Consider the following 20,839-nt stretch of genomic DNA (forward strand, 5'->3'; position numbering starts at 1 on the left):
GTCATCTCCTCCTTATAGCTGCATTTAAATATATGCATTTCTTGCGGGTTTATGAGGCAAGCTGCGGAAAATAATGATTATTTTTTTGGACTTTTACTCGTAAAATGGATTAAGGTGCTGCTTTGAAAGGGGGTAGAGGAGATGGATATGGAAAAATTAAAGCAATGGCTGGATCTGGCAAAAAATATGCAGGGCGGCGACTTCTGGGGCAATATATTCGACCAGGAATTCGCCAAGCAATTTATGAATGACCAGCAAATGAAAATGCCCCCCGCCAATCAGCAAATGGCTACGGAAGCGCAAAGACATCATTCATTCCCGAATTATGAAATATTGGAAGGCAATGAAGATGTGGTTGTGATTATTGAACTTCCAGGGATAATAAAAGAAAATATTGAATTGGGGATTAGCAATAATATTCTTACTGTTAAAGGAAAAGCCATGCCATTTCAACCCAATTTAACGACTTCCTATTCGGAACGGTTTTCCGGGGAGTTCCACCGTCAAATACAGCTTCCTGATTCAGTGAACCCTAGTGATATAGGGGCAAAGTTTTGGAATGGGCTGTTGATTGTCAGTTACCGGCGGACGACCCAGGTCGGCGACGTTATTCCAATTGAATGACTTCAAAGTCCATACTGTAATTAGTGGACATGATAATCGTTTATGCCCATATATTTTATATAAGGTATAAACTTAAGGGAGCGTTTGTCGGATGGCATTAAACTTCTTATTCCATATATTCCGAAAAACTGAGACTAAAGTGGAATGGCAAAAAAGATTGCTTTCTTTAGAGAAAAATATTGCCGAATTAGAAAAATTGGTTTGCGTGCTGCAAGAACAAGCCAAACCGGACAAAGCCATGAAAACAAATGATCCCCCGATTATCATTGAAAAAATAAATATTGAAAAAATTATTCTTGATAAATATGAGCTTAACAATAATCTAGGACAACTGGGAATTAAGGAGCTTAAGGGGAAATTAAATATCGGGGCTACCTATGGAAGCGAGTTTACACCAAGTCTTGCTGAGGACGAAAAGAGTAAAAAGTCCAAGGTAGAGAAGAGAGAGCAGCAAACTCACGAGAAAGGACCAAAGGTTAACATTAACGCAAAAAAAGACTAAAGATGGGCCTTTAGTCTTTCCTTAGAGACTATTGAAGTCTGCTTTCCACCTCGCGGCATACTTCATCAGCGGACATTCCGTTTGCATCAATAACCGAAGCTTTTGTTACGGTGTCATGTATTCCCATGACATTTGAATCGAGTCCGGTTACAACACAGCAATCACAATTCTGGGCATCAGATTCCTGTTTTAATTCTACGACATCATAACCCTTTTCTCTTAGAGCCTGTTGAACATTTGTAAGAGATTGTTCTACTCCAACCTTTGCCATACAAACACCTCCTCATGTAGATTATCATGCCTAAATTGAAAGTAAATATTCGGTATAAGTGGCATTTATCTTTCAAAAGCTAATATGGGAGGTGTTCAAAGTGGGTAAACGCAGTAAAAAGAAAGCAGACCCCTCTACAATAGGGCTAAACTCACCACAAGTCGAAGGTCAGGGAACGACCACGACTGAAACAGGTTCAAGAATGGAACCATCTTCAAGAAGAAAACAGAAAAGGTATTAAATTAATTTAAGGGCACCCTTATGTATGGTGCCCTTACGCATTTACTTATACATTTCAGCTACTTGCTTTTGAACTTCGGCATTTTCCAAGTATTCATCATAGGACATTTGCTTATCAATAAGACCATTTGGTGTTAATTCAAAAATCCGGTTTGCAATAGTTTGGATAAATTGATGGTCGTGAGATGAAAATAGCATCGAGCCCTTAAAGTTAATTAACCCATTGTTAAGGGCAGTAATGGATTCCAAATCCAGATGGTTGGTCGGTTCATCAAGAAGTAAAACATTTGCTCCGCTTAACATCATTTTTGAGAGCATACAACGCACTTTTTCTCCACCTGAAAGGACGCTTGCTTTCTTTAAAACCTCTTCCCCAGAGAATAGCATTCTTCCTAAAAATCCGCGTAAAAAGCTTTCACTGTCATCTTTCGGAGAAAATTGACGAAGCCAATCAACTAGGTTCAAATCACTATTCTCGAAATAATCGGAGTTATCTTTTGGGAAATAGGCTTGAGAAGTGGTGATACCCCATTTGAAGCTACCGCTGTCAGCTTCCAATTCTCCCATTAAGATTTTGAAAAGGGTTGTTTTTGCCAGTTCATTCGTTCCGACTAATGCAATTTTGTCACCCTTATTCATAATAAAGCTTAAATTATCAAGAACCTTTTCGCCATCGATTGTTTTCGTTAATCCTTCAACCCTTAATAAATCATTGCCGATTTCCCGGTCCGGTGTAAAGCCCACATACGGATACCGTCTTGAAGAAGGCTTGATATCATCAAGTGTAATTTTATCTAATAGCTTTTTCCTTGATGTGGCTTGTTTAGATTTCGAAGCGTTGGCACTAAATCGGGCAATAAAGCTTTGCAACTCTTTTATTTTTTCTTCCTTTTTCTTGTTGGCGTCTTGGGCCATTTTTGAGGCCAATTGACTGGATTCATACCAGAAGTCGTAGTTGCCGACATAAATTTGGATTTTACTGAAATCCAAATCTGCTATATGTGTACACACCTTATTTAAGAAATGACGGTCGTGGGAAACAACAATAACCGTATTTTCAAAGTTTATTAAAAATTCCTCGAGCCACTGAATCGCTTTGATGTCGAGGTGGTTGGTTGGCTCGTCAAGAAGCAGGACATCTGGTTTACCGAATAATGCTTGAGCAAGCAATACCTTCACTTTCTCGGATCCGCTTAATTCTGCCATTTTTTTGTCGTGAAGTTCTTCGCCAACACCTAGACCTTTTAAGAGGATGGCCGCTTCCGATTCAGCTTCCCATCCATTTAATTCAGCAAATTCACCTTCAAGTTCTGCTGCCTTCATTCCATCCTCGTCGGTGAAATTTTCTTTCATATAAATTGCATCTTTTTCCTGCATGACTTGGTAGAGTCTTGTATGCCCCATAATAACTGTTTTTAATACTTCGTGCTCTTCATATTCGAAATGGTTCTGTTTTAAAACAGCCATTCTCTCATTTGGACCCATCTGCACAGAACCGGTTTGTGCTTCAATTTCTCCGGATAGAATTTTTAGAAATGTGGACTTACCTGCCCCGTTTGCGCCAATCAGGCCATAGCAGTTGCCTGGTGTAAACTTGATATTAACATCTTCAAACAGTTTTCGGTCTCCATATCTTAAACTAACATTACTTACAGTGATCATATAACTAGCATTCCTCCAAAAACATATTGCCTTAAATTATATCATTAAATAGTGGAAAGAGCGAATTTATCAAGGGGAACGATAGATAACATGAAAAATTTTCTAAAAATTTTTTTGCGTTTTCACACTTTATTCATAATTTTGTTGTAAAATTAGCTTAAAGAGGGTGATATACGTGGCCAAAAAACAGCTTGCCGAACTCGTTAACAAGTTGAAAAAGGCAGGAATAAAAGCGAGTCTAACCAAACCAAAGTCCAATTACCATTTATCATTACAACAAATAAAAAAACTTCCTTCATCCGTGAATTAAATCGGAAAATTGGAATAAAAAGCGATTAATCCAAGGACTAATCGCTTTTCTTATTACCTAATTTCATCTAAGATTGTATCGTAAACTTCTTTTTTATTAAAATCTTCCCCCATCGGAAACTTTTTGACAAATTTATTATTTTCATCGATAAGATAGGTGAAGGTTGTATGGACAAATTGGCCGTTCCCGGGGTCCTTGTATTGAAATTGCATTGCTTCGCTAATTTTCCTAATTTTTTGCTGTTCTGTTTTGATGTTTTGTTTATCGCCGGTCAGGAATACCCAAGAATTGCTACTTTTTATTCCGAAATCCTTCATATATCTTGTCAAAATCTCAGGAGTATCACGATAAGGATCAATGGTTATCGTGATGAATTCAATATCCTTGCCAAATACACCGGCTTTTTCCAAGTCCTTTCTTAACTCAACCATCTTAATTGTTGTAGTCGGGCAAACGTCTGGGCAATGGGTGTACATAAATTCGATTAATTTTAATTTTGTGTTATCCTTGCCAAAATTATATTGTTCGCCATTTTGATTAATTAATGTAATATCTCCTGGTATTGCTGTGTTTGCATCGCGTATAAGAAAAAATGAGATTCCGGCTGCAATCCCGATAAAAACGGCAAGACTGCAAATAAGATAGATTTTTTTCATTGGTTTCCCTCCTACCATAAAGATAAAGAAGTTTTTTTGAAAAAGATATGGATATTTTGTGAACAAAAAAAGCAATTGGCCGTAAAAAAAGCTGCCATTATTCTGACAGCCTTTTCACAACATCTATCTATTTCTCAAATATTGCTTTGCCAATAACTGTTTTACCTCACTGTAACTTAGTCCCGATTGACTGTTTAATCTTTTTACTTCCTCTATATCTGTTCCAGCAATTGTGTAGCGTTTCTGTTTGGAATTCATAACTTCACCTCAATGATAAAATATTTGGAAATGGAATGGCGATTTTTGGACATACTATTTTTAAAAGGAGGCGGTTCCCATTTTTTTTGGCAGACGGACAAAAGATGAAGAAATGGAAACAATTCTGGTAGACACCGAAATTTATTCATGTATGGATGATACATGTATAGGCTGGATGAGAAAGGACTTTGTTTCGGATGACATGCTTTGCCCGATGTGCGGAAATGGCATGGTTCAGGAAATTCGTGAGCTTCCAAAAATATAACGATCAAGTGAGCAAAGACTGTCTGATATACTGACAGTCTTTTTCATATTATAAATTTTCATTTTGCTGACCGATTTCTCCGGATGCAATTAAGGTATTGGCCTCTTCTAACCGGGCATGCTCATCTACCGAATCCCCGGGTATATTTTTTTTATTCGGAAACACAGCTCCATTGTTTATGGTCATAACCGCTTTTTTAGGGGCAGTAGTTAGGTAATCTTCCTTCTTTGCCATATGATCATCTCCTTATTAAAAGGATTAGCGATTATTTGGGGGGCTATGCCTGACTAATTCTAACCTTATTAGAAATTCTTGCAAAAAAAACTCTCCGATAATTTCGGAGAGTTCAGTTTACTCTGCTTTTTTGGCAAGGCAGCGATCGCATTCCATCAAATATGACTCTGCTTGCTCCTCCAAATGCTGGCCACACTCAGCACATTCTTTTTTAGGCAAATTACGAAAAAATTCAACCGGACTCATTAACATAATAGGCATCCCCTTTATTAACACAGATTTTTTATTATTACCTTGTTGTATAACAGATATAAGAAAAAAATATTACTCAACTTTCTTAGACAGGCAGCGATCGCATTCCATTAAGTATGATTCTGCTTGTTCCTCCATATACTGACCACACTCAGGACATTCCTTTTTAGGCAAATTGCGGAAAAATTCAACTGGACTCATTAACATTTTAAAATTCCCCCTTTATTAATACAGTTTATTTAATTACCATTTGTTATAGTACAGTATAAACAAAAAAATTGAAAATGTGTAGACTTTTTTTAAAAAAATCGAAAAATTTTTTAAATTGGCCGTTTGAGATTTAGCGTTTGTTCGATAAACAGCATGTAATGCTCATGAAGGGTGCCATTAAGGTTAAACTAACATCAAATAATGACGAAAAAAAATAATTTCACTTCCATATCGAATTACTTTCCATTACAATCATAGTAGAAAAAGGTTGAATTGGGGGGGATGCGAGTTCATGACTGCTATTATTGGGGAATTTCATCCGTTTTTATTCATCATCGCAATTGGTTTAACCATTATGGCATCCTATACAGCACTGGATATGTTTACATTAATCAAATCCTCAGGGCAAAATAAAAGCCTTTTGTTCTTGAGCGGGACATTGTCATTGGGGGTTGGAATTTGGGTTACAAATTTTATGGGGTTAATGGTAACAGAAAGCGGTAGAATTACCCATTACTATATACCACTTACGATCCTATCTATTTTTATAGGAATTTCCTTTACAGGAATGGCCTTTATTTCATTTTTTAGCAAAGTAGTCGGTTTCTTCCAGTTAGTGATTGGAAGCTTGTTTTTAACCTTCGCGGTGCTTGCCATTCATATTATCGGCATTTATTCAATAAACGTTCTATTTAAATTTAATGTTTTTTTATTTGCTTTTTCTGGGTTGCTCATTTTTGGTTCCTTTTTATTTGCTTTATGGCTGCTGTTTTCGCCAAAAAGTTTTACAAGTGAGAACCAGATATGGTTAAAACCTGTAAGTGCGTTAATTATGACCGGAGCAATAGCCGAAGGGCATATCCTGCTAAAAAAATCGACCGCTTTTCTCGCTGGTACTGAGATGATTAAAGGAACAGCGGGAGATAATTCCTTTTTTATTTATTTGGTATTATTTGTTTCAGTTTTAATTATGAGTGGACTAATTGTTTCGAGTGCATTGATAAGTAAGCAGCTGGCTGCTTCGGACACGAACCTGAAGGATATAAAGGCTGCACTTGATGCTTCCACGATTGTGGCGATTACAGATCCAAAAGGGACCATTGTTTTTGTCAATGACAAGTTCGAAGAAATCTCCAAGTATAAGAAAGAAGAGATTATTGGAAAAAATCATCGTATCTTAAATTCCGGTCACCATTCCAAAGAATTTTTCCGGGACCTTTGGATAACGATTCAATCAGGGAAAATCTGGCGGGGAGAAATACGCAATAAAGCAAAGGATGGATCCTTTTATTGGGTTGATACGACTATCGTACCGTTTATGAATAAAAAAGGAAAACCTGTTCAGTATATTGCGATTCGTTCAGACATTACCCAACGAAAGAAAGCGGAAAAAAGTTTGTTGGAATCGACTAAAGAAGTGCGAGACATTACGTTTGCACTCAATCAGTCGTCAATAGTGGCTATCACAGATGCCCAAGGCAGGATTACAACTGTCAATGATAAATTCTGTGAAATCTCTAAATACAGTCGAGATGAATTGATTGGTCAGGATCATCGCATCTTGAATTCCGGATACCATTCCAAGGACTATTTCAAAAACCTGTGGAAAACCATTGGGTCAGGAGAAGTATGGAAGGGTGAAATTCGGAATAAAGCGAAGGATGGGTCATATTACTGGGTTGACACAACCATTGTCCCGTTTTTAAACGAACAAGGTAAACCATATCAGTATTTGGCCATTCGCAATGATATTACAGAACGGAAGCGGCAAGAAGAAGTTCTGCATCGCCAAGATAAGCTTGCGGCAGTGGGACAATTGGCTGCTGGTGTGGCCCATGAAATACGCAACCCGCTGACTTCGATGAAGGGATATGCAGAATTCCTTCAGTTGGATGAGCAAGACCCGGAGCGGCTGGAATTTTTAAATATTATTCTCGATGAAATTGAACGAGTCAACACCATTGTCGAAGACTTTATGGTGCTCGCAAAACCAAAAGCCGTGGAATTGGAAGAGAAGAATGTTGTGCCGGTGATCAGGAATGTGATTTCGCTGCTTGAGTTCGAAGCCAGAAAGAAGAATGTCCGACTTCATTTCAATTGTAATCAGGATATTATCCAAATTGAATGTGATGAAAATCGGTTAAAGCAGGTATTCTTAAACTTCATTAAAAACGGAATTGAAGCGATGCCGAATGGCGGGGACCTGCACGTGAAAACCATGATTCATGATAATAATGTGCAAATTTCAATTCAGGATACCGGAGTTGGAATCCCTAAAGAGAAGCTAAAGAAGCTTGGTGAACCGTTTTTCACTACAAAGAAGAATGGCAATGGCCTAGGCCTGATGGTCAGCTTTAAAATAATCGAAAGCCATAATGGCAAAGTCTTTGTTGAAAGCGAACCAAACAAAGGTACCACCTTTAATATTATGCTGCCGTCCAGAACGGCCTAGTAACGGGAGAGGGAAACTTCTCCCGTTTTTACTTTTTAAAAAATAGACAAAAATTTTTACGAAAAATGAAACAATTGGCTAGTTAAATAGATTAATATGATTATATAAGTATTAATGTTTTTTTTGGGAGGGAATAGAGTGAGCGAAGCTGGTTTAGTTAAAACGATTTGTGGATACTGCGGAACTGGCTGCGGATTAATCCTGGAGGTAGAAAATAATAGAATAAAGAAAATCCGCGGCGACAAGGATGCTCCTGTAAACAAGGGACAAACATGTGTAAAAGGGGCGTTTGCTTATGAATATGTCCATGCGAAAAATCGCTTGACCACACCATTAATCCGCAAGGCCGGACAATTGGTCGAGTCTACTTGGGACGAAGCCTACCAATTTATCGCGGGAAAACTGTCCGAAATTAAAACAACTTGGGGACCTGAAGCAATTAGTATGTTTGCTTGTGCGCGAAGCACAAATGAATCAAACTATGTTACACAAAAATTTATGAGAACGGTTATTGGCAGCAACAATATTGACGGCTGTAACCGAACCTGACACGCTCCGAGTGTTGCCGGTCTGGCAACTGTTTTTGGAAGCGGTTTCCCAACAAATACACTGGAAGATTTCGATAAAGCAGAGGTACTATTGTTAATGGGCTCAAACACAACGGAAGCCCACCCGATTATTGCAAATCGCATGAAGAAAGCCGTAAAATCCGGACTTAAAATTATTGTGGTTGACCCGAGAAAAATAGATATGGTCAAGGTTGCTCATCGTCATTTGCAAATAAATGTAGGGACTGACATTGCCTTAATTAATGCACTCATTCGTGTCATCCTAAAGGAACGCCTTTATGACCAAAGCTTTATTGAACGGGTTACCTTGGATTATGAAAAGCTTGCGAAGCAAGTCGAGCCATACACACCTGAATATGCTGCCGAAATAACTGGAGTGGCAGCAGAGGATATTGTGGCAACCGCACGCGAATATGCAAGTTCAACCGGTTCCATGATTGCTTATACATTAGGGATTACCGAGCACCATTGCGGGGTAAATAATGTATTTGACATTGCTAATCTTTCTTTATTGACTGGCAATATAGGTAGACCAGGTACTGGGATTATGCCGCTTAGAGGGCAAAATAATGTCCAGGGTGCCGGGGATATGGGCTGTCTCCCTAATCAATTGCCAGGGGCAATGAGCTTGGCAAACGATGAATTCCGAACCCGCTATGAACAGGAATGGAAGGTTACATTAAATCCAAAAGTAGGCGACACACAAACACGAACATTCGACAGGCTGGAAATGGGAGAATTGAAGGCACTGTATATCATTGGCGAAAACCCGCTTCTTGCTGATGTTCATATGAATCATACAAAAAAACTATTCGAAAAGTTGGATTTATTAATTGTCCAAGATATTTTTATGACGGAAACGGCTAAATATGCCGATGTTGTTTTACCGGCGCGTTCGTGGGGCGAGGTAGATGGAACATACACGAACACAGACAGAAGAATTCAACGGGTCCGCAAAGCTGTCGAAGCCCATCCAAGCACAAAAGAGGATTGGGAAATTCTTTGTGAACTGGCCACCATTATGGGCTATCCAATGCATTATCACAACAGTGAAGAAATTTGGAATGAGGTTCGAAAAATGGCGTGGGAAATGTATGGCGGTATTTCCTATGATCGGCTCGACAAAGAATACAGTGTCCATTATCCATGTCCTGACGAAAATCATCCGGGAACCTTTATTATGCACGAACGCTTCCACCAGGAGCTTGAAACCAAAAAAGCACCGTTTGTACCGGTAGATTATACTGCGCCGATGGAGCTGCCGGATGAAGAATATCCATTTACTTTGACTACAGGCCGCCGTTACGAGTCTTATAACACCCACACCCAAACGCGGCATTATGCAGCAGGAGTGAAAATCAAGCAAACCGAAGAAACGGTGGATATTCATCCGGATGATGCAGAGGCTCTAGGCATAACAGATGGGGAAGTCGTTAAGGTCCGGTCCCGAAGAGGTGAACTGGAGGTAAAAGCCAAGATTACCCAACAGGTGGTTCCGGGGTTGGTATTTATGAGCTTCCACTGGTTTGAAACCCCAACAAACGTGTTAACCTTAAATGAATATGACCCGATATCAGGCACCGCTGAGTATAAGGCATGTGCGGTGGCGATTTCGAAAATGTAATCTGCTAAAATGGCGAAAGAAGTACGGGAAAACCCGTACTTCTTTTGTATAAGCGAACAATTGGTTTAACTCGCTTGCTTGAAGTTGTATTGTACTTCTTCCGTTGTTGTCTTCCTTTGGTAAAAATACCAGTTTAATGCAATCGAGATGACATAGAATGCGATAAAGAAATAGAATGCTGTCGCATACGAACCAGTGCTTCCGACGGACCATGCAAATAATTTTGGTATTAAGAAAGAGCCGTAAGCTGCAAAGGCTGCAGTAAAACCGATGACGGGTCCTGCTTCTTTTACCGAAAAGATAAATGGAATCATTTGGAATGTAGAAGCAGAACCGATTCCTGCCGCAACAAACAAGATTAAAAATGAAGTTAGGAACCCTGGAAATTGTTTCGTGCTTAAGAAGTAAATGACTCCTAAAACACCTATTGACATAACGATCAAGACAAATGCTGTTACTCTTTCGCCACCGATTTTATCGGAAATCCAGCCTCCTGCCATCCTTGCAGAAGCAGCTACTAACGCTCCGAGGAATGCAAGTGATACGTATTCAGGAAATTGGGATTTCAATAACAACGGGAACGCTGCCGAATATCCAATAAAGGAACCGAAAGTCGCCACATAAAGGAATGTCATGATCCAAGTGTGTTTTCGTTTAACAATGACAAATTGTTCCTTCACTGATTGTTTTGCTGCAGGTACATTATCCATTTTAAACCAAGCAAGTATTGTCATAATAATAATGGGAATAACCCAGATAAACGCGGCGTTTTGTATCCAGACCGCTTGACCGTTAGCTGATACTTGTTTGTCGCCAAATAAAGCAAAAGTTCCGGAGGCAATGATTAATGGTGTTACGAATTGTACAACAGAAACCCCCATATTACCTAGACCGCCATTAATGCCAAGCGCAGTTCCTTTTTCTTTTTTCGGAAATAAATAACTGATATTGTTATTAGAGGATGAGAAATTTCCTCCGCCTAAACCGCACAGTGCCGCTAATAACATCATAACAGAATATGGTGTGTCAGGATTTTGAACGGCTATACCAACGCCAATTGCTGGTATTACTAATACAGCAGTCGAGATAACAGTCCAGTTTCTTCCGCCTACTGCTCCTACAGCGAAAGTATAAAAAAAGCGAAGAGTTGCTCCTACTAGACCCGGTAATGCTGCTAGTGTCAATAATTGAGCTTGTGAAAAATTGAAACCAACATCGTTTAGTCTAACGGCAACCACTGACCAAATTTGCCAAACAATAAACGCTAGCATTAAAGATGGTACTGAGATCCATAAGTTTCTTCGCGCATGTTTTTTTCCTTCTGTGTTCCAGAACTTTTCATCCTCTGGATTCCAATAAGTTATTCGTGGCATTTTATTTCCCCCTATGTTCAATGAATTTTTAATTCGTGTGTTAGTTTTGCTGTTTGCATTATTACTATAAAACAGATGGTAACATGATTTTTGTGAGGTACGTCACAAAAAAAGTGAAGGAAATGTGAACTAAGAATGTTTGACAAAAAGTTGTAATAATTAGCCCGATTCCCATAAAAAAAGACCCTCCAGCATGGAGGATCACTTGTTTCAACTTTATTTTGAATGGCCCGTTTCTTCTTTGAACATTCCTACATAATGCTTTGTTTCCCCGGAATCATCCTTGATTGCAGTAATCGTTAACCACTCTCTATAAAGCTCTTGATTTTTTCGTTTGTTCCAGATATATCCTTCCCAAATGCCATTTGTGAGCAAACTTTCCCACATATCTTTATAAAAGATGATATCATGCTCCCCTGATTGAAGGACGCTTGGAGTTTTGCCGACCACTTCTTCCAGGGTATAGCCCGTTATTTTTGTGAAAGCCGGATTCACGCGTTGAATCAGCCCATTTGTATCGGTAACACAAATGCCATCAACGGCATGATTGACAATTTTATCGGACAAATCCAATTTTTCGTGATAGAACAACCAAACGACAATGACGAAACTCGCCAAGGAAAATTCCGACAATATCATAAATCCGATTGCATAATGATTTGTTAATGAAAACAGTATCGTAAGGATAATCGGCGGGAAAAACCCTCCGATTCCACCCATTGCCGAAACAATGCCATTGACGATTCCGCTTTGTTTTGAAAAATATAGCGGAACCAATTTGAAGATTGCCCCATTTCCTATCCCGGCAAAGAATGCAACCAATAAACAGCCGAACGAATAGATTGGCAGGGAGGGAGTAAAGGACAGTAGAAATCCGGCAAAGGTGAGGCTGAAAAAAACCGCCATTAGAATCAAGAATGGGTTAACCTTATCTCCGAGCCAGCCGCCTATCGGCCTGAAAATAGTTGCCAACGCAATAAACCCGGCAGTTCGCATTCCGGCATCCACCTTGGTTAAATCATAATGATTGACCAAGAAAGAGGGCAAATAGATTGTAAAGGCGACAAACGCGCCAAATGTTATAAAGTAAAATAAACTTAAACACCATAGTTTTGGATTTTTGTAAATTTCGTTGATTTGTTGTGATAAAGGTTGAATGACTTTCTTTTCCCGGCGGTCGCCAAAGAGAAAATTGATGACAGCAAACAATATAGCGATAATTAAATAAATTTTGATAGTTGTTCTCCAGCCGTATTCATTGGCAAGAATAGGTGCAAGAAAAGAAGTAATGGCTGTACCGATATTGCCTGCTCCGTATATCCCGTTAATAAAGCCATGTCTTGCTTTCGGGTAATATTTTGGCAGCGAGGTGACGCCGATTGAAAACACGGCGCCGCCAATACCAAGCAGAAACCCGCCAATGATCAGCATCGTCATTGAATTCGCATAACTGATCAGAGCAATTGGCACAAGTAAAATGATAAAACTAATCGCAAATAAAAATCTCGCTCCAAGTCGATTTGTCCAATAACCGATTGGGACACGAAGGACGGAGCCAAGAATTACAGGTACAGCTGTTGCCCAGGCAATTTGTGTTGAAGAGAGCTGTATATCTGCTTTAATAAATGGCATTAGCGAAGAGATTAGCACCCAAATCATAAAGCCGGCAATGAGACTTCCTGTCTGAATAAATAGCTGTCGTGTGCCTTGCATCAAGAAAATCCCCCTTTTCGTCCGTACAACATTTGATAGGTAGATTTATATAGTTAAAAACATGAATGTAATAGAAAGGTTTTCCCCCGATGAATTATAATACATAATTCTGTCACAATCAGTGAGGAAACACACATTTCATCCTGAAAATAGAGCAATTTACATAATTTTATTGATATCCAAAAGGCAAAATAAAAATGGGTAGTTTTTTACATCAAGGAGGATTTAGAAAAGATGGCGGATCAATTTGCAGTTATTGGATTGGGTAGATTTGGATTAAGCATAGCCCGAAGTTTATTTGAATCAGGCCAAGAGGTGCTCGGAGTTGACGTTAATGAGGAAAGGGTAGAAAATGCTCATCCCTATGTGACCCATGCAATAATAGCGGATTCGACGGATGAAGAGACGTTGAAATCAATCGGAATCCGTAATTTTGATACGGTCATCGTGGCAATCGGAAATGATATTCAGGCTAGCATACTAAGTGTTTTGATGATAAAGGAGCTTGGTGTAAAAAAAGTGATTGCAAAGGCGTTAAATAAGCTTCATGGTCAAGTGTTAACCAAAGTCGGGGCAGATTGGGTCGTTTTTCCTGAGCGGGACATGGGAGTCAGAGTAGCCCACCAGCTTTTATCCCCAAACGTACTAAACTTTATTGAGTTATCAAAGGATTATAGTGTTGAAGAGATAAAAATCCCGGAGCAAATGACCGATAAAACATTAAGGGAGCTTGATTTGCGGGCCAAATTTAATCTAAGTGTCATTGCCATTCGTCATGAGAATGACATAAACATATCACCGTCTCCCGATAAGATCATTGACCAGGGAGACGTGCTTGTAGTAATTGGAAAAAATCGTGACCTGGAGAGATTTGCAAATCTTTAGTAGTGATAAAAGAACGAAGGCAGGAATCCATTCCTGCCTTAGATCATGTCTTCATTTTCCTTTTCAATTTCGCTCGGCTTCGGCCTCTCTTTTGATACGATGCTTCCCAGAACTTCCCGTTCAAAAGGACCGACATCTTTTCCTGCACCAGGTGCAATATTCGCCATTGGCAGCTGCTCTAACTCTTTCCCTCTAGGCATATGTCTTCCACCTTTAACCTTTCAAGTTAATCTTCGATAAGTTCACTGATTTCTACGATCGTCCGCTCTTCAAGTGGTCCTCTTAGATGGACGGTCGCCGTCCTTCCATCCTCATTCAACTGGTCAATCCAGACAGACGTACCGTTATACTTAACATTTATGTCGGCTGATGATGACAAAATTTGTTTAACACGATTGGCATTCATATGCTGTCACTCCTTGAAAAATAATCATTTTATTCTTTGTAAGGCTAGGTTTTTTCATACATCACGATTTAAATGTAACTGCTTCCTTCTATAATAAATACATTTCTATGGCCACTCGATATCATTGCCATCGATGGTACCAGGCTGTGAAACATCTTCAAGGCTTTGTAAATAATTTTCGAGTTCGATCTGCAATTCCTTTGGTGCCCCTGGACGCAAATGCCAGTTGCCAGGCTCATCAACAAAGAATGGACTCTTAGTAAAATCAGGTCTGATTCTTGGCAAAATATCTCCTCTTTTCTTTGGTCAGTATCTTCATTCCTATTGTTTGCAAATTGTGTTGTTTAAATGAGCCCTATTTAAATGAGTCTTATTTCGGATTGCAGAAGTTGACTTTCATGTATATGATAACTAAAAACGATGCAGAAGCTTTAGACCTTCATTTTCTAAAACAGGCAGAAAATAAAAAAATATTTAAAATCAAAATTGTTGAAACTAATTGGGAACGTATTCGTCTTATATAATTAAGAAACGGACAGTCATGTCCCACCGTGTACAGGCATAAAAATAAAAGGGATCATTTAGGGGAAACAGATTTGCGATATTTGTCATTAATGGAGGAAAAATGGCGGTATCTTTTGCGCTAAAACGGCGATAAATAGGCGCCATCCTGGTTTTTCTTTTATAGGAAAATATGGTATAGTAAGTGGGGTTCGTTTACCGAAGTTGATTTGGTAAGTGAGAGGAGAAATAAAATGAATAAATTGCAACTTTCAAAAAAAATAAATAAAAGTCATATAACATTTTTTTTCATTGCCGTCGTATTATTTTGGCTCAAGACTTACGCGGCATACCAAATTGAATTTAACCTGGGAATTGATAATACTCTCCAAAAATTTTTACTATTAATAAACCCATTAAGTTCAGCGCTGTTCTTTTTTGGGCTTGCCTTGTTGTTTAAAAAGCGGTTTAAGCTTGTTTTGATCGTGACTAACTTTTTTCTTTCGTTTTTGTTATACGCAAACATTGCCTATTATCGCTTTTTTAATGATTTCATTACCGTACCTGTTTTAATGCAAACCAAGACAAATGCTGGACAACTTGGCGATAGTGCCTTATCACTAATGTCTCCATTTGATTTCTTTTACTTTACAGATTTCTTTGTCCTAATTGCTCTTGCGTTAACTGCTTTCAAACAGATAACCGTAACCAGCAAAAATACCTTTAAAATCGTGATTTTGTTTGCGATAACGACATTTCTTTTCAACTTAGGTTTGGCCGAAAAGGACCGACCACAGCTGTTAACACGTTCCTTTGACCGAAATTATCTGGTGAAATATCTCGGTGCGTATAACTTTACCATTTATGACACGATCCAGAATATAAGATCTTCGAGCCAACGGGCGCTAGCCGACTCAAGTGACGTAACCGATGTAGAAAACTATCGGAAAGCTAACTATGCCGAACCAAATCCAGATTATTTTGGCAAGGCAAAAGGGATGAACGTCATTTATATTTCTATGGAATCGTTCCAAACTTTCATGATTGATTACAAAATGCCGGATGGCCAGGAAGTAACACCATTTCTAAATTCATTAACCCGTGATAAAAATACATTCTATTTTAAAAACTTTTTTCATCAAACTGGCCAAGGTAAAACCTCAGATGCAGAGTTTTTAATGGAAAATTCGTTATATCCAATGGCCCAAGGAGCTGTATTTGTAAATAAGGCACAAAACACGTATCAGGCGATGCCCGCTATTTTAAAGGGACAGGGATATAGTTCAGCTGTCTTTCATGGGAACTATAAAACATTTTGGAACCGGAACGTGATTTATAAAGCATTTGGCTACGACCAATTCTTTGATGCCGAATATTATAGCATGACTGATGAGAATACGAAGAACTATGGATTGAAGGATAAGCCGTTTTTTACGGAGTCCATGCCGATGCTTAAAAGCTTGAAGCAGCCATTCTATACTAAAATGATTACACTATCTAACCATTTCCCGTTTGAAATGGATCCAGAGGATACAGACTTCCCGGCTGGTGATTTTGGCGATACGGTAGTTGACCAGTATTTCCAGTCTTCCCATTATATGGACCAGGCACTTGAACAATTTTTTAATGATTTAAAGGCATCAGGACTTTATGAAAACACAGTGGTTGTTATGTATGGTGACCATTACGGAATCTCTGAAAACCACAATGATGCAATGGCGCAAGTTCTCGGGGTAGAGGAAATTACTCCGGCACTAAATGCAAAATTACAGAGAGTACCTCTATTTATCCATGTCCCTGGTGTTGATGGCGGGATCCAAGAGCAGTTTGGTGGCGAGGTCGATGTTCGACCGACTGTCCTACACTTGTTAGGGATTGATACAAAGGATTATTTGGAATTTGGATCAGATTTGTTATCTAAGAATCACCGTAATTGGACCTTATTTAGAAACGGCGATTTTGTATCGCCTGAAGTGGTTCAAGTAAAAGGTAAATGTTATGGAACTGAAACTGGTGAATTGCTGGAGAACTCTGATACATGCAAGAGCATCGAGGAAAAGGTAAATTCTGAGCTGCAAATGTCGGATGAGGTGGTCTACAAAGACCTTCTTCGCTTCTATCAACCGGATGGATATAAAGCGATCAATCCAAATGACTATGAATACCTAGGTCCCAAAATGAATAAGGGAAGTAAAGCTTCCACAAGTAATTAAATAAAAAAAACGACGCTGTGCATTCATGTACAGCGTTTTTCTTATTTAAGAAAGCACTCGGTTATACATTTGTCAAAGTATTTTTAGGAAAATATTGAAAAATCCTCAAAATAGTGTAAAATTTCACTAAAGGAAATATTTTCAACTAATAAGGAAATTTAAATTTCTAAGGGGCGATTTTTCATGGAGCCTTACAGTAGGGAAGAGAAAAGAAGAATTTTTCGAAATGAGTTATTTAGCCTGAAAGAAGAAGGGTATTTATCGGATGCTATTGTTGAAACTGTTGCGAAAGCCCATCACCAATACCATACTGATTTGTTAGCTTTGGAAGAGGCGCCAGAAACAGTCAGCATTAAGGCTCAACCATCTAAAACAATTAAAACAACGAAGCCTGTGAAACCTCCCAAAGTGAAGAAAACGCTAAGCCCCGAGGAGATTCGCGAACGGAATATTACTTGGTCATTAAATATTGGGGTAATCTTTTTATTAATTGGGGGATTATTTGTTGCAACCAGTACATGGGAATCAATGACAAGCTTAATGAAAAGCGGTTCGATTGCCGTAGTGTCCCTGTTATTTTATGGAATTGCTTACATAGCACAAAGAATATTAAAAATTGAAAAAACCACATTTGCCTTTATTGTTCTGGGAAGTCTGTTTTTGCCGATTTTTATCTTATCTCTTGGCTGGTTTGGATTATTAGGACCGTATTTATCTATATTCGGAGAGGGCAAATATGTGCTGGGAATGTTAGGAAGCATTCTTCCTATCGGGGTCTATCTGATTTTTGCCAAAAAGCTGTCAGCACGGCTATTTGTTTGGTTCTCCTATGTATCCCTTTCAGCAGGGGCGGCATTTATGTTAGCCAGCTTGAATTTAAAAACCGATTATTTTTATTTGGGAATGATGGCGTTTACTGCCCTATTGATTTATTGTTACCATTTCTTAAAGGGCAATTCTTCCTATCAACTGTTTACGAAGGAATTTATTCCTTTTGTTCAAGTTAATCTTGTTCTAGTATCATTATTCATGCTGTTCTTTTATGATAACGAGGTAATCTATGGCTTTAACCTTATTTTGACAGCGATTGTTTATCTTTCAATGATGTATGTAAGTGGAAGGAAAGAATATCACTTTGTATTTACCGCGTTGATCGTTTATGCAGCTTACCAGTTAATTGAAAACAGCTTCTTGGATTATTTTAGTGAGGCCGTTTATGCCCTAGTAGGGTTCGGGCTTGTTTTTGTTCCGAGATTATTAGGTGATCAATTTCAGTTAACCAAGGTATTCCAATATACAAGTGCCATCATTTCCGGCTTTGCATTTATTTACATCACGGTTGAAGGAATTCTGCTTCGAGCCGGTGACCCATCGATTGTATTAATGCTGGCATATTTCATTATTGGAGCAAACTTTGTCTATTTGTCACTTAACAGTGCGATGCCGTTGTTTCCGTATTTAAGTGCTGTTTTTGTGGCCTCGGGGATATTAGAAGCCGTGGCACTTATCGTAAAGCCGATTGAGGGCATCGATTTCTCGCTGATCCTGTTTATGACTGGTTTTTCCCATTTTCTTGTTTTCGGAATGGTCCTCAGGGTTAAATTGCTTGCCATTATTAGAACAAGCTCAAAGGATATAGGGCTTGCTGCGATGGTTTTTGGGCTTTTGTACGCACTTATTTTCTTCCAATGGTGGGAACTGGGTTTCATGCTCCTGCTTTCGGTTTTGATTGCTTACTTATTGATAAAGAAAGAATCTAGGTTATTTTTCAAAGAAGCGGCTCTTTGGATATTGCCAGGGTCGCTCGGTTTCTCGCTGATCTTTTTTGGCGAACAACTCAGGGCATCGAATAGCGTATACGCAACGGAATTTGGCAATGCTGCAAACTTTGCTGCCGGGGCACTGCTTGTACTTATGTCCAGTTTCATTTGGAGTAAGGTTCGTGAACGGGAACTAAGCCAAACTTCGTTATATGTTTCGGCCATTTTGTATGCAATTGCCAACGCATATGGAATAATTGGGCCGGTGAATCTGCAATGGTTCCAACCGCTGATTTTCCTAATCGGAATCGGGGTGTATTATTATCTTTATAAAAAAATCGGTACGAAGTTGGTCCCGTTTTTCGTCAGCAGTGAAGCGGTCTTGTTTTATTTCTCTGTTATTCAGGCCATCTTACTGCAATGGGAATTCACTAGAACCGTACAATCGCTAATTGCGTCTACTTGTGTGGTGCTCCTGTTGTTGATCGCTTACCTTTGTCGGAAAAAAGATGCGAATCTATCATTTGCTTTTGCCTGGACAGGACACAGTCTTTATCCATTGGCGCTGTTATTTACCTTGTTTTTCTATCATTCAGAAGCTGTTTATAGCTTTTTAATTGCTTTACTAGTTTACGCAGCGAGTACGATAGTAGCTAAAGGGGAATGGCAAATTAAAGTGTTCCTGTACGGAAGCTTCACAGCGATATTCTTTGTGGTTTCGACTGGCTTGGAGCATTTCTTTGGCCATTTTGATGGCCAATATGAGTTTCCTATTACAACGGGGATCATTTTGTTATTTACCATACTTATAAATGATGAGTTCAAGAAGCGAACAATGTATTATTTGGTGCCATTTTCAATCCTTGGGATCACTAGTATGTTGTATTCGTACCCGTTTGAGTTGGTCCCATATCTTGTTACAATCACCTATGTTCTCCTGACTGTATTTTATCTGCATAAAATTAACTGGGATGTATTGGGGATCATACCGCTGTTTTTACTGTTTGTGGCAACGGGCGAATATTTATTCTTGACTCAAATGGCGCCAAATTCTAAAATGCTTCTCGCCGGATGTATAGGTGTATCATTGGTGGTAATAGGTCAATTCGTTTATAAAAGATTAGTTGAAACGGGATCAAAACTTACAGCGATAAAATTTGACGGTTATACTTTTATATCCTTCCTGTTTTTCATACTAATGTACATTTTTGTGACTGAAGCCCTGTGGACTCAGCCGATACCTGGATTATTGATTGCCGGTACTCTTTTTATGCAAAGAAAAAGAGTTCCCGAAAATTTCGCGGTGCTGCCAGTCATCCTGGGCGGTGTTTATTTGCTACAACCGTACTATGCTGTGATTAACGGGCTTACGATCCATCCACTTTGGGACAGGGAAGTCCGGGTATTGCCGTTTATCATCATAATCATTTTTATCCGGAGAATGTTAAAAGGGCGATATTCACAGATTACGAAGTTAATCCAGTGGGCTGTATTAATCATCGTTTCGCTTTTGTTAATTCAAGATGGGTTAGCCAGCAATACGATTTATGATGCCATTATTGTCGGATCATTATCACTGCTGTCGATGATTGCCGGTATGTCCCTCCAAGTAAAGTCATACTTTTTTACCGGTGCGGGTGTTTTGCTGCTTAATGTATTCCTGCAAACAAGACCCTATTGGGGAAATATGCCATGGTGGGCCTATCTATTAATTGCCGGGTTTATTCTGATCACCGCTGCTAGTTTAAATGAATGGAATAAACAAAAGACCTTAAAAGGCGAAACAACCTTTATCACGTTCTTGCGAGAAAAAATTGTAGAAAGGGTAAAGCAATGGGAGTAAAGGTTAAGGTGACTTT

Annotated in this window: 21 protein-coding genes and 1 pseudogene; 10 read left to right on the plus strand and 12 right to left on the minus strand. The window is 39.0% G+C overall.

Annotated features, from left to right (window positions below; genetic code table 11):
- Positions 1-141 precede the first annotated feature (141 nt).
- Entirely contained in the window at positions 142-624 is a 483-nt protein-coding gene (locus AR334_RS16320) for an Hsp20/alpha crystallin family protein (protein ID WP_066313503.1), read from the plus strand.
- Positions 625-715: 91 nt separating this feature from the next.
- A complete protein-coding gene (locus AR334_RS16325) occupies positions 716-1,126 on the plus strand; it encodes a hypothetical protein (RefSeq protein ID WP_066313511.1) in 411 nt (136 codons plus the stop codon).
- Positions 1,127-1,154: 28 nt separating this feature from the next.
- Here the strand turns inward: AR334_RS16325 and AR334_RS16330 are convergent, their stop codons facing one another.
- Positions 1,155-1,397, minus strand: coding sequence for a YkuS family protein (locus AR334_RS16330; protein ID WP_066313514.1), 243 nt, complete (start codon positions 1,395-1,397; stop codon positions 1,155-1,157).
- A gap of 100 nt (positions 1,398-1,497) precedes the next feature.
- On the opposite strand from AR334_RS16330, the gene AR334_RS29535 reads away from it, so the two are divergent.
- Complete coding sequence (locus AR334_RS29535; protein ID WP_156431289.1) at positions 1,498-1,638, plus strand: YuzL family protein; 141 nt, start codon at positions 1,498-1,500, stop codon at positions 1,636-1,638.
- Between the two features lie 41 nt (positions 1,639-1,679).
- On the opposite strand, the gene AR334_RS16335 is transcribed toward AR334_RS29535, so the two are convergent.
- The 3 genes from AR334_RS16335 to AR334_RS30660 form a co-directional block, all read right to left on the minus strand.
- On the minus strand, positions 1,680-3,299 hold the full coding sequence (locus AR334_RS16335) for an ABC-F family ATP-binding cassette domain-containing protein (RefSeq protein ID WP_066313517.1): 1,620 nt from the start codon (positions 3,297-3,299) through the stop codon (positions 1,680-1,682).
- Positions 3,300-3,662: 363 nt separating this feature from the next.
- The gene (locus AR334_RS16340) at positions 3,663-4,265 is read right to left on the minus strand and encodes an SCO family protein (protein ID WP_066313520.1); all 603 of its coding nucleotides are present in this window, start codon (positions 4,263-4,265) and stop codon (positions 3,663-3,665) included.
- Positions 4,266-4,388: 123 nt separating this feature from the next.
- On the minus strand, positions 4,389-4,523 hold the full coding sequence (locus tag AR334_RS30660; RefSeq protein WP_301337168.1) for a hypothetical protein: 135 nt from the start codon (positions 4,521-4,523) through the stop codon (positions 4,389-4,391).
- Positions 4,524-4,602: 79 nt separating this feature from the next.
- On the opposite strand from AR334_RS30660, the gene AR334_RS16345 reads away from it, so the two are divergent.
- Positions 4,603-4,788, plus strand: a complete 186-nt coding sequence (locus AR334_RS16345; RefSeq protein WP_066313523.1) for a cold-inducible protein YdjO-related protein — start codon at positions 4,603-4,605, stop codon at positions 4,786-4,788.
- A gap of 48 nt (positions 4,789-4,836) precedes the next feature.
- Here the strand turns inward: AR334_RS16345 and AR334_RS16350 are convergent, their stop codons facing one another.
- From AR334_RS16350 to yhfH (AR334_RS29020), 3 genes are all read right to left on the minus strand, one after another.
- Positions 4,837-5,022 carry a hypothetical protein gene (locus AR334_RS16350; RefSeq protein ID WP_066313526.1) on the minus strand — a complete coding sequence of 62 codons (186 nt, stop codon included), beginning with the start codon at positions 5,020-5,022 and terminating at the stop codon, positions 4,837-4,839.
- A 117-nt stretch (positions 5,023-5,139) separates the two neighbouring features.
- The gene (gene yhfH, locus AR334_RS29015) at positions 5,140-5,274 is read right to left on the minus strand and encodes a protein YhfH (protein WP_082692971.1); all 135 of its coding nucleotides are present in this window, start codon (positions 5,272-5,274) and stop codon (positions 5,140-5,142) included.
- A 72-nt stretch (positions 5,275-5,346) separates the two neighbouring features.
- Positions 5,347-5,481, minus strand: a complete 135-nt coding sequence (yhfH, locus tag AR334_RS29020; protein WP_082692972.1) for a protein YhfH — start codon at positions 5,479-5,481, stop codon at positions 5,347-5,349.
- Between the two features lie 295 nt (positions 5,482-5,776).
- Between yhfH (AR334_RS29020) and AR334_RS16355 the strand changes: the two genes are divergently transcribed.
- The 3 genes and pseudogenes from AR334_RS16355 to fdhF all read left to right on the plus strand — a co-directional run bounded on the left by AR334_RS16355 (position 5,777) and on the right by fdhF (position 10,129).
- On the plus strand, positions 5,777-7,936 hold the full coding sequence (locus AR334_RS16355) for a PAS domain S-box protein (protein WP_066313529.1): 2,160 nt from the start codon (positions 5,777-5,779) through the stop codon (positions 7,934-7,936).
- 114 nt (positions 7,937-8,050) lie between these two features.
- A pseudogene (locus tag AR334_RS30770) lies at positions 8,051-8,233 on the plus strand (hypothetical protein); the annotation flags it as partial.
- Between the two features lie 24 nt (positions 8,234-8,257).
- A complete protein-coding gene (gene fdhF / locus AR334_RS30775) occupies positions 8,258-10,129 on the plus strand; it encodes a formate dehydrogenase subunit alpha (protein WP_367576365.1) in 1,872 nt (623 codons plus the stop codon).
- A 65-nt stretch (positions 10,130-10,194) separates the two neighbouring features.
- Here the strand turns inward: fdhF and AR334_RS16370 are convergent, their stop codons facing one another.
- A complete protein-coding gene (locus AR334_RS16370) occupies positions 10,195-11,502 on the minus strand; it encodes an MFS transporter (protein ID WP_066313548.1) in 1,308 nt (435 codons plus the stop codon).
- Between the two features lie 216 nt (positions 11,503-11,718).
- A complete protein-coding gene (locus tag AR334_RS16375) occupies positions 11,719-13,215 on the minus strand; it encodes an MFS transporter (RefSeq protein ID WP_066313551.1) in 1,497 nt (498 codons plus the stop codon).
- A gap of 234 nt (positions 13,216-13,449) precedes the next feature.
- On the opposite strand from AR334_RS16375, the gene AR334_RS16380 reads away from it, so the two are divergent.
- On the plus strand, positions 13,450-14,100 hold the full coding sequence (locus tag AR334_RS16380) for a TrkA family potassium uptake protein (RefSeq protein ID WP_066313555.1): 651 nt from the start codon (positions 13,450-13,452) through the stop codon (positions 14,098-14,100).
- Between the two features lie 38 nt (positions 14,101-14,138).
- On the opposite strand, the gene AR334_RS29960 is transcribed toward AR334_RS16380, so the two are convergent.
- From AR334_RS29960 to AR334_RS16395, 3 genes are all read right to left on the minus strand, one after another.
- On the minus strand, positions 14,139-14,300 hold the full coding sequence (locus AR334_RS29960; RefSeq protein WP_066313557.1) for a malate dehydrogenase: 162 nt from the start codon (positions 14,298-14,300) through the stop codon (positions 14,139-14,141).
- Between the two features lie 26 nt (positions 14,301-14,326).
- Positions 14,327-14,506, minus strand: a complete 180-nt coding sequence (locus AR334_RS16390) for an H-type small acid-soluble spore protein (RefSeq protein ID WP_066313559.1) — start codon at positions 14,504-14,506, stop codon at positions 14,327-14,329.
- Positions 14,507-14,611: 105 nt separating this feature from the next.
- A complete protein-coding gene (locus AR334_RS16395) occupies positions 14,612-14,791 on the minus strand; it encodes a hypothetical protein (RefSeq protein ID WP_066313561.1) in 180 nt (59 codons plus the stop codon).
- Between the two features lie 470 nt (positions 14,792-15,261).
- Between AR334_RS16395 and AR334_RS16400 the strand changes: the two genes are divergently transcribed.
- Entirely contained in the window at positions 15,262-17,220 is a 1,959-nt protein-coding gene (locus tag AR334_RS16400) for an LTA synthase family protein (RefSeq protein WP_066313564.1), read from the plus strand.
- A 183-nt stretch (positions 17,221-17,403) separates the two neighbouring features.
- The gene (locus tag AR334_RS16405) at positions 17,404-20,823 is read left to right on the plus strand and encodes a hypothetical protein (protein ID WP_066313566.1); all 3,420 of its coding nucleotides are present in this window, start codon (positions 17,404-17,406) and stop codon (positions 20,821-20,823) included.
- Positions 20,824-20,839: the final 16 nt, after the last annotated feature.

Origin of the sequence: Bacillus sp. FJAT-29814 (assembly GCF_001510715.1) — a bacterium.
Classification (GTDB): Bacteria; Bacillota; Bacilli; order Bacillales; family Cytobacillaceae; genus Neobacillus.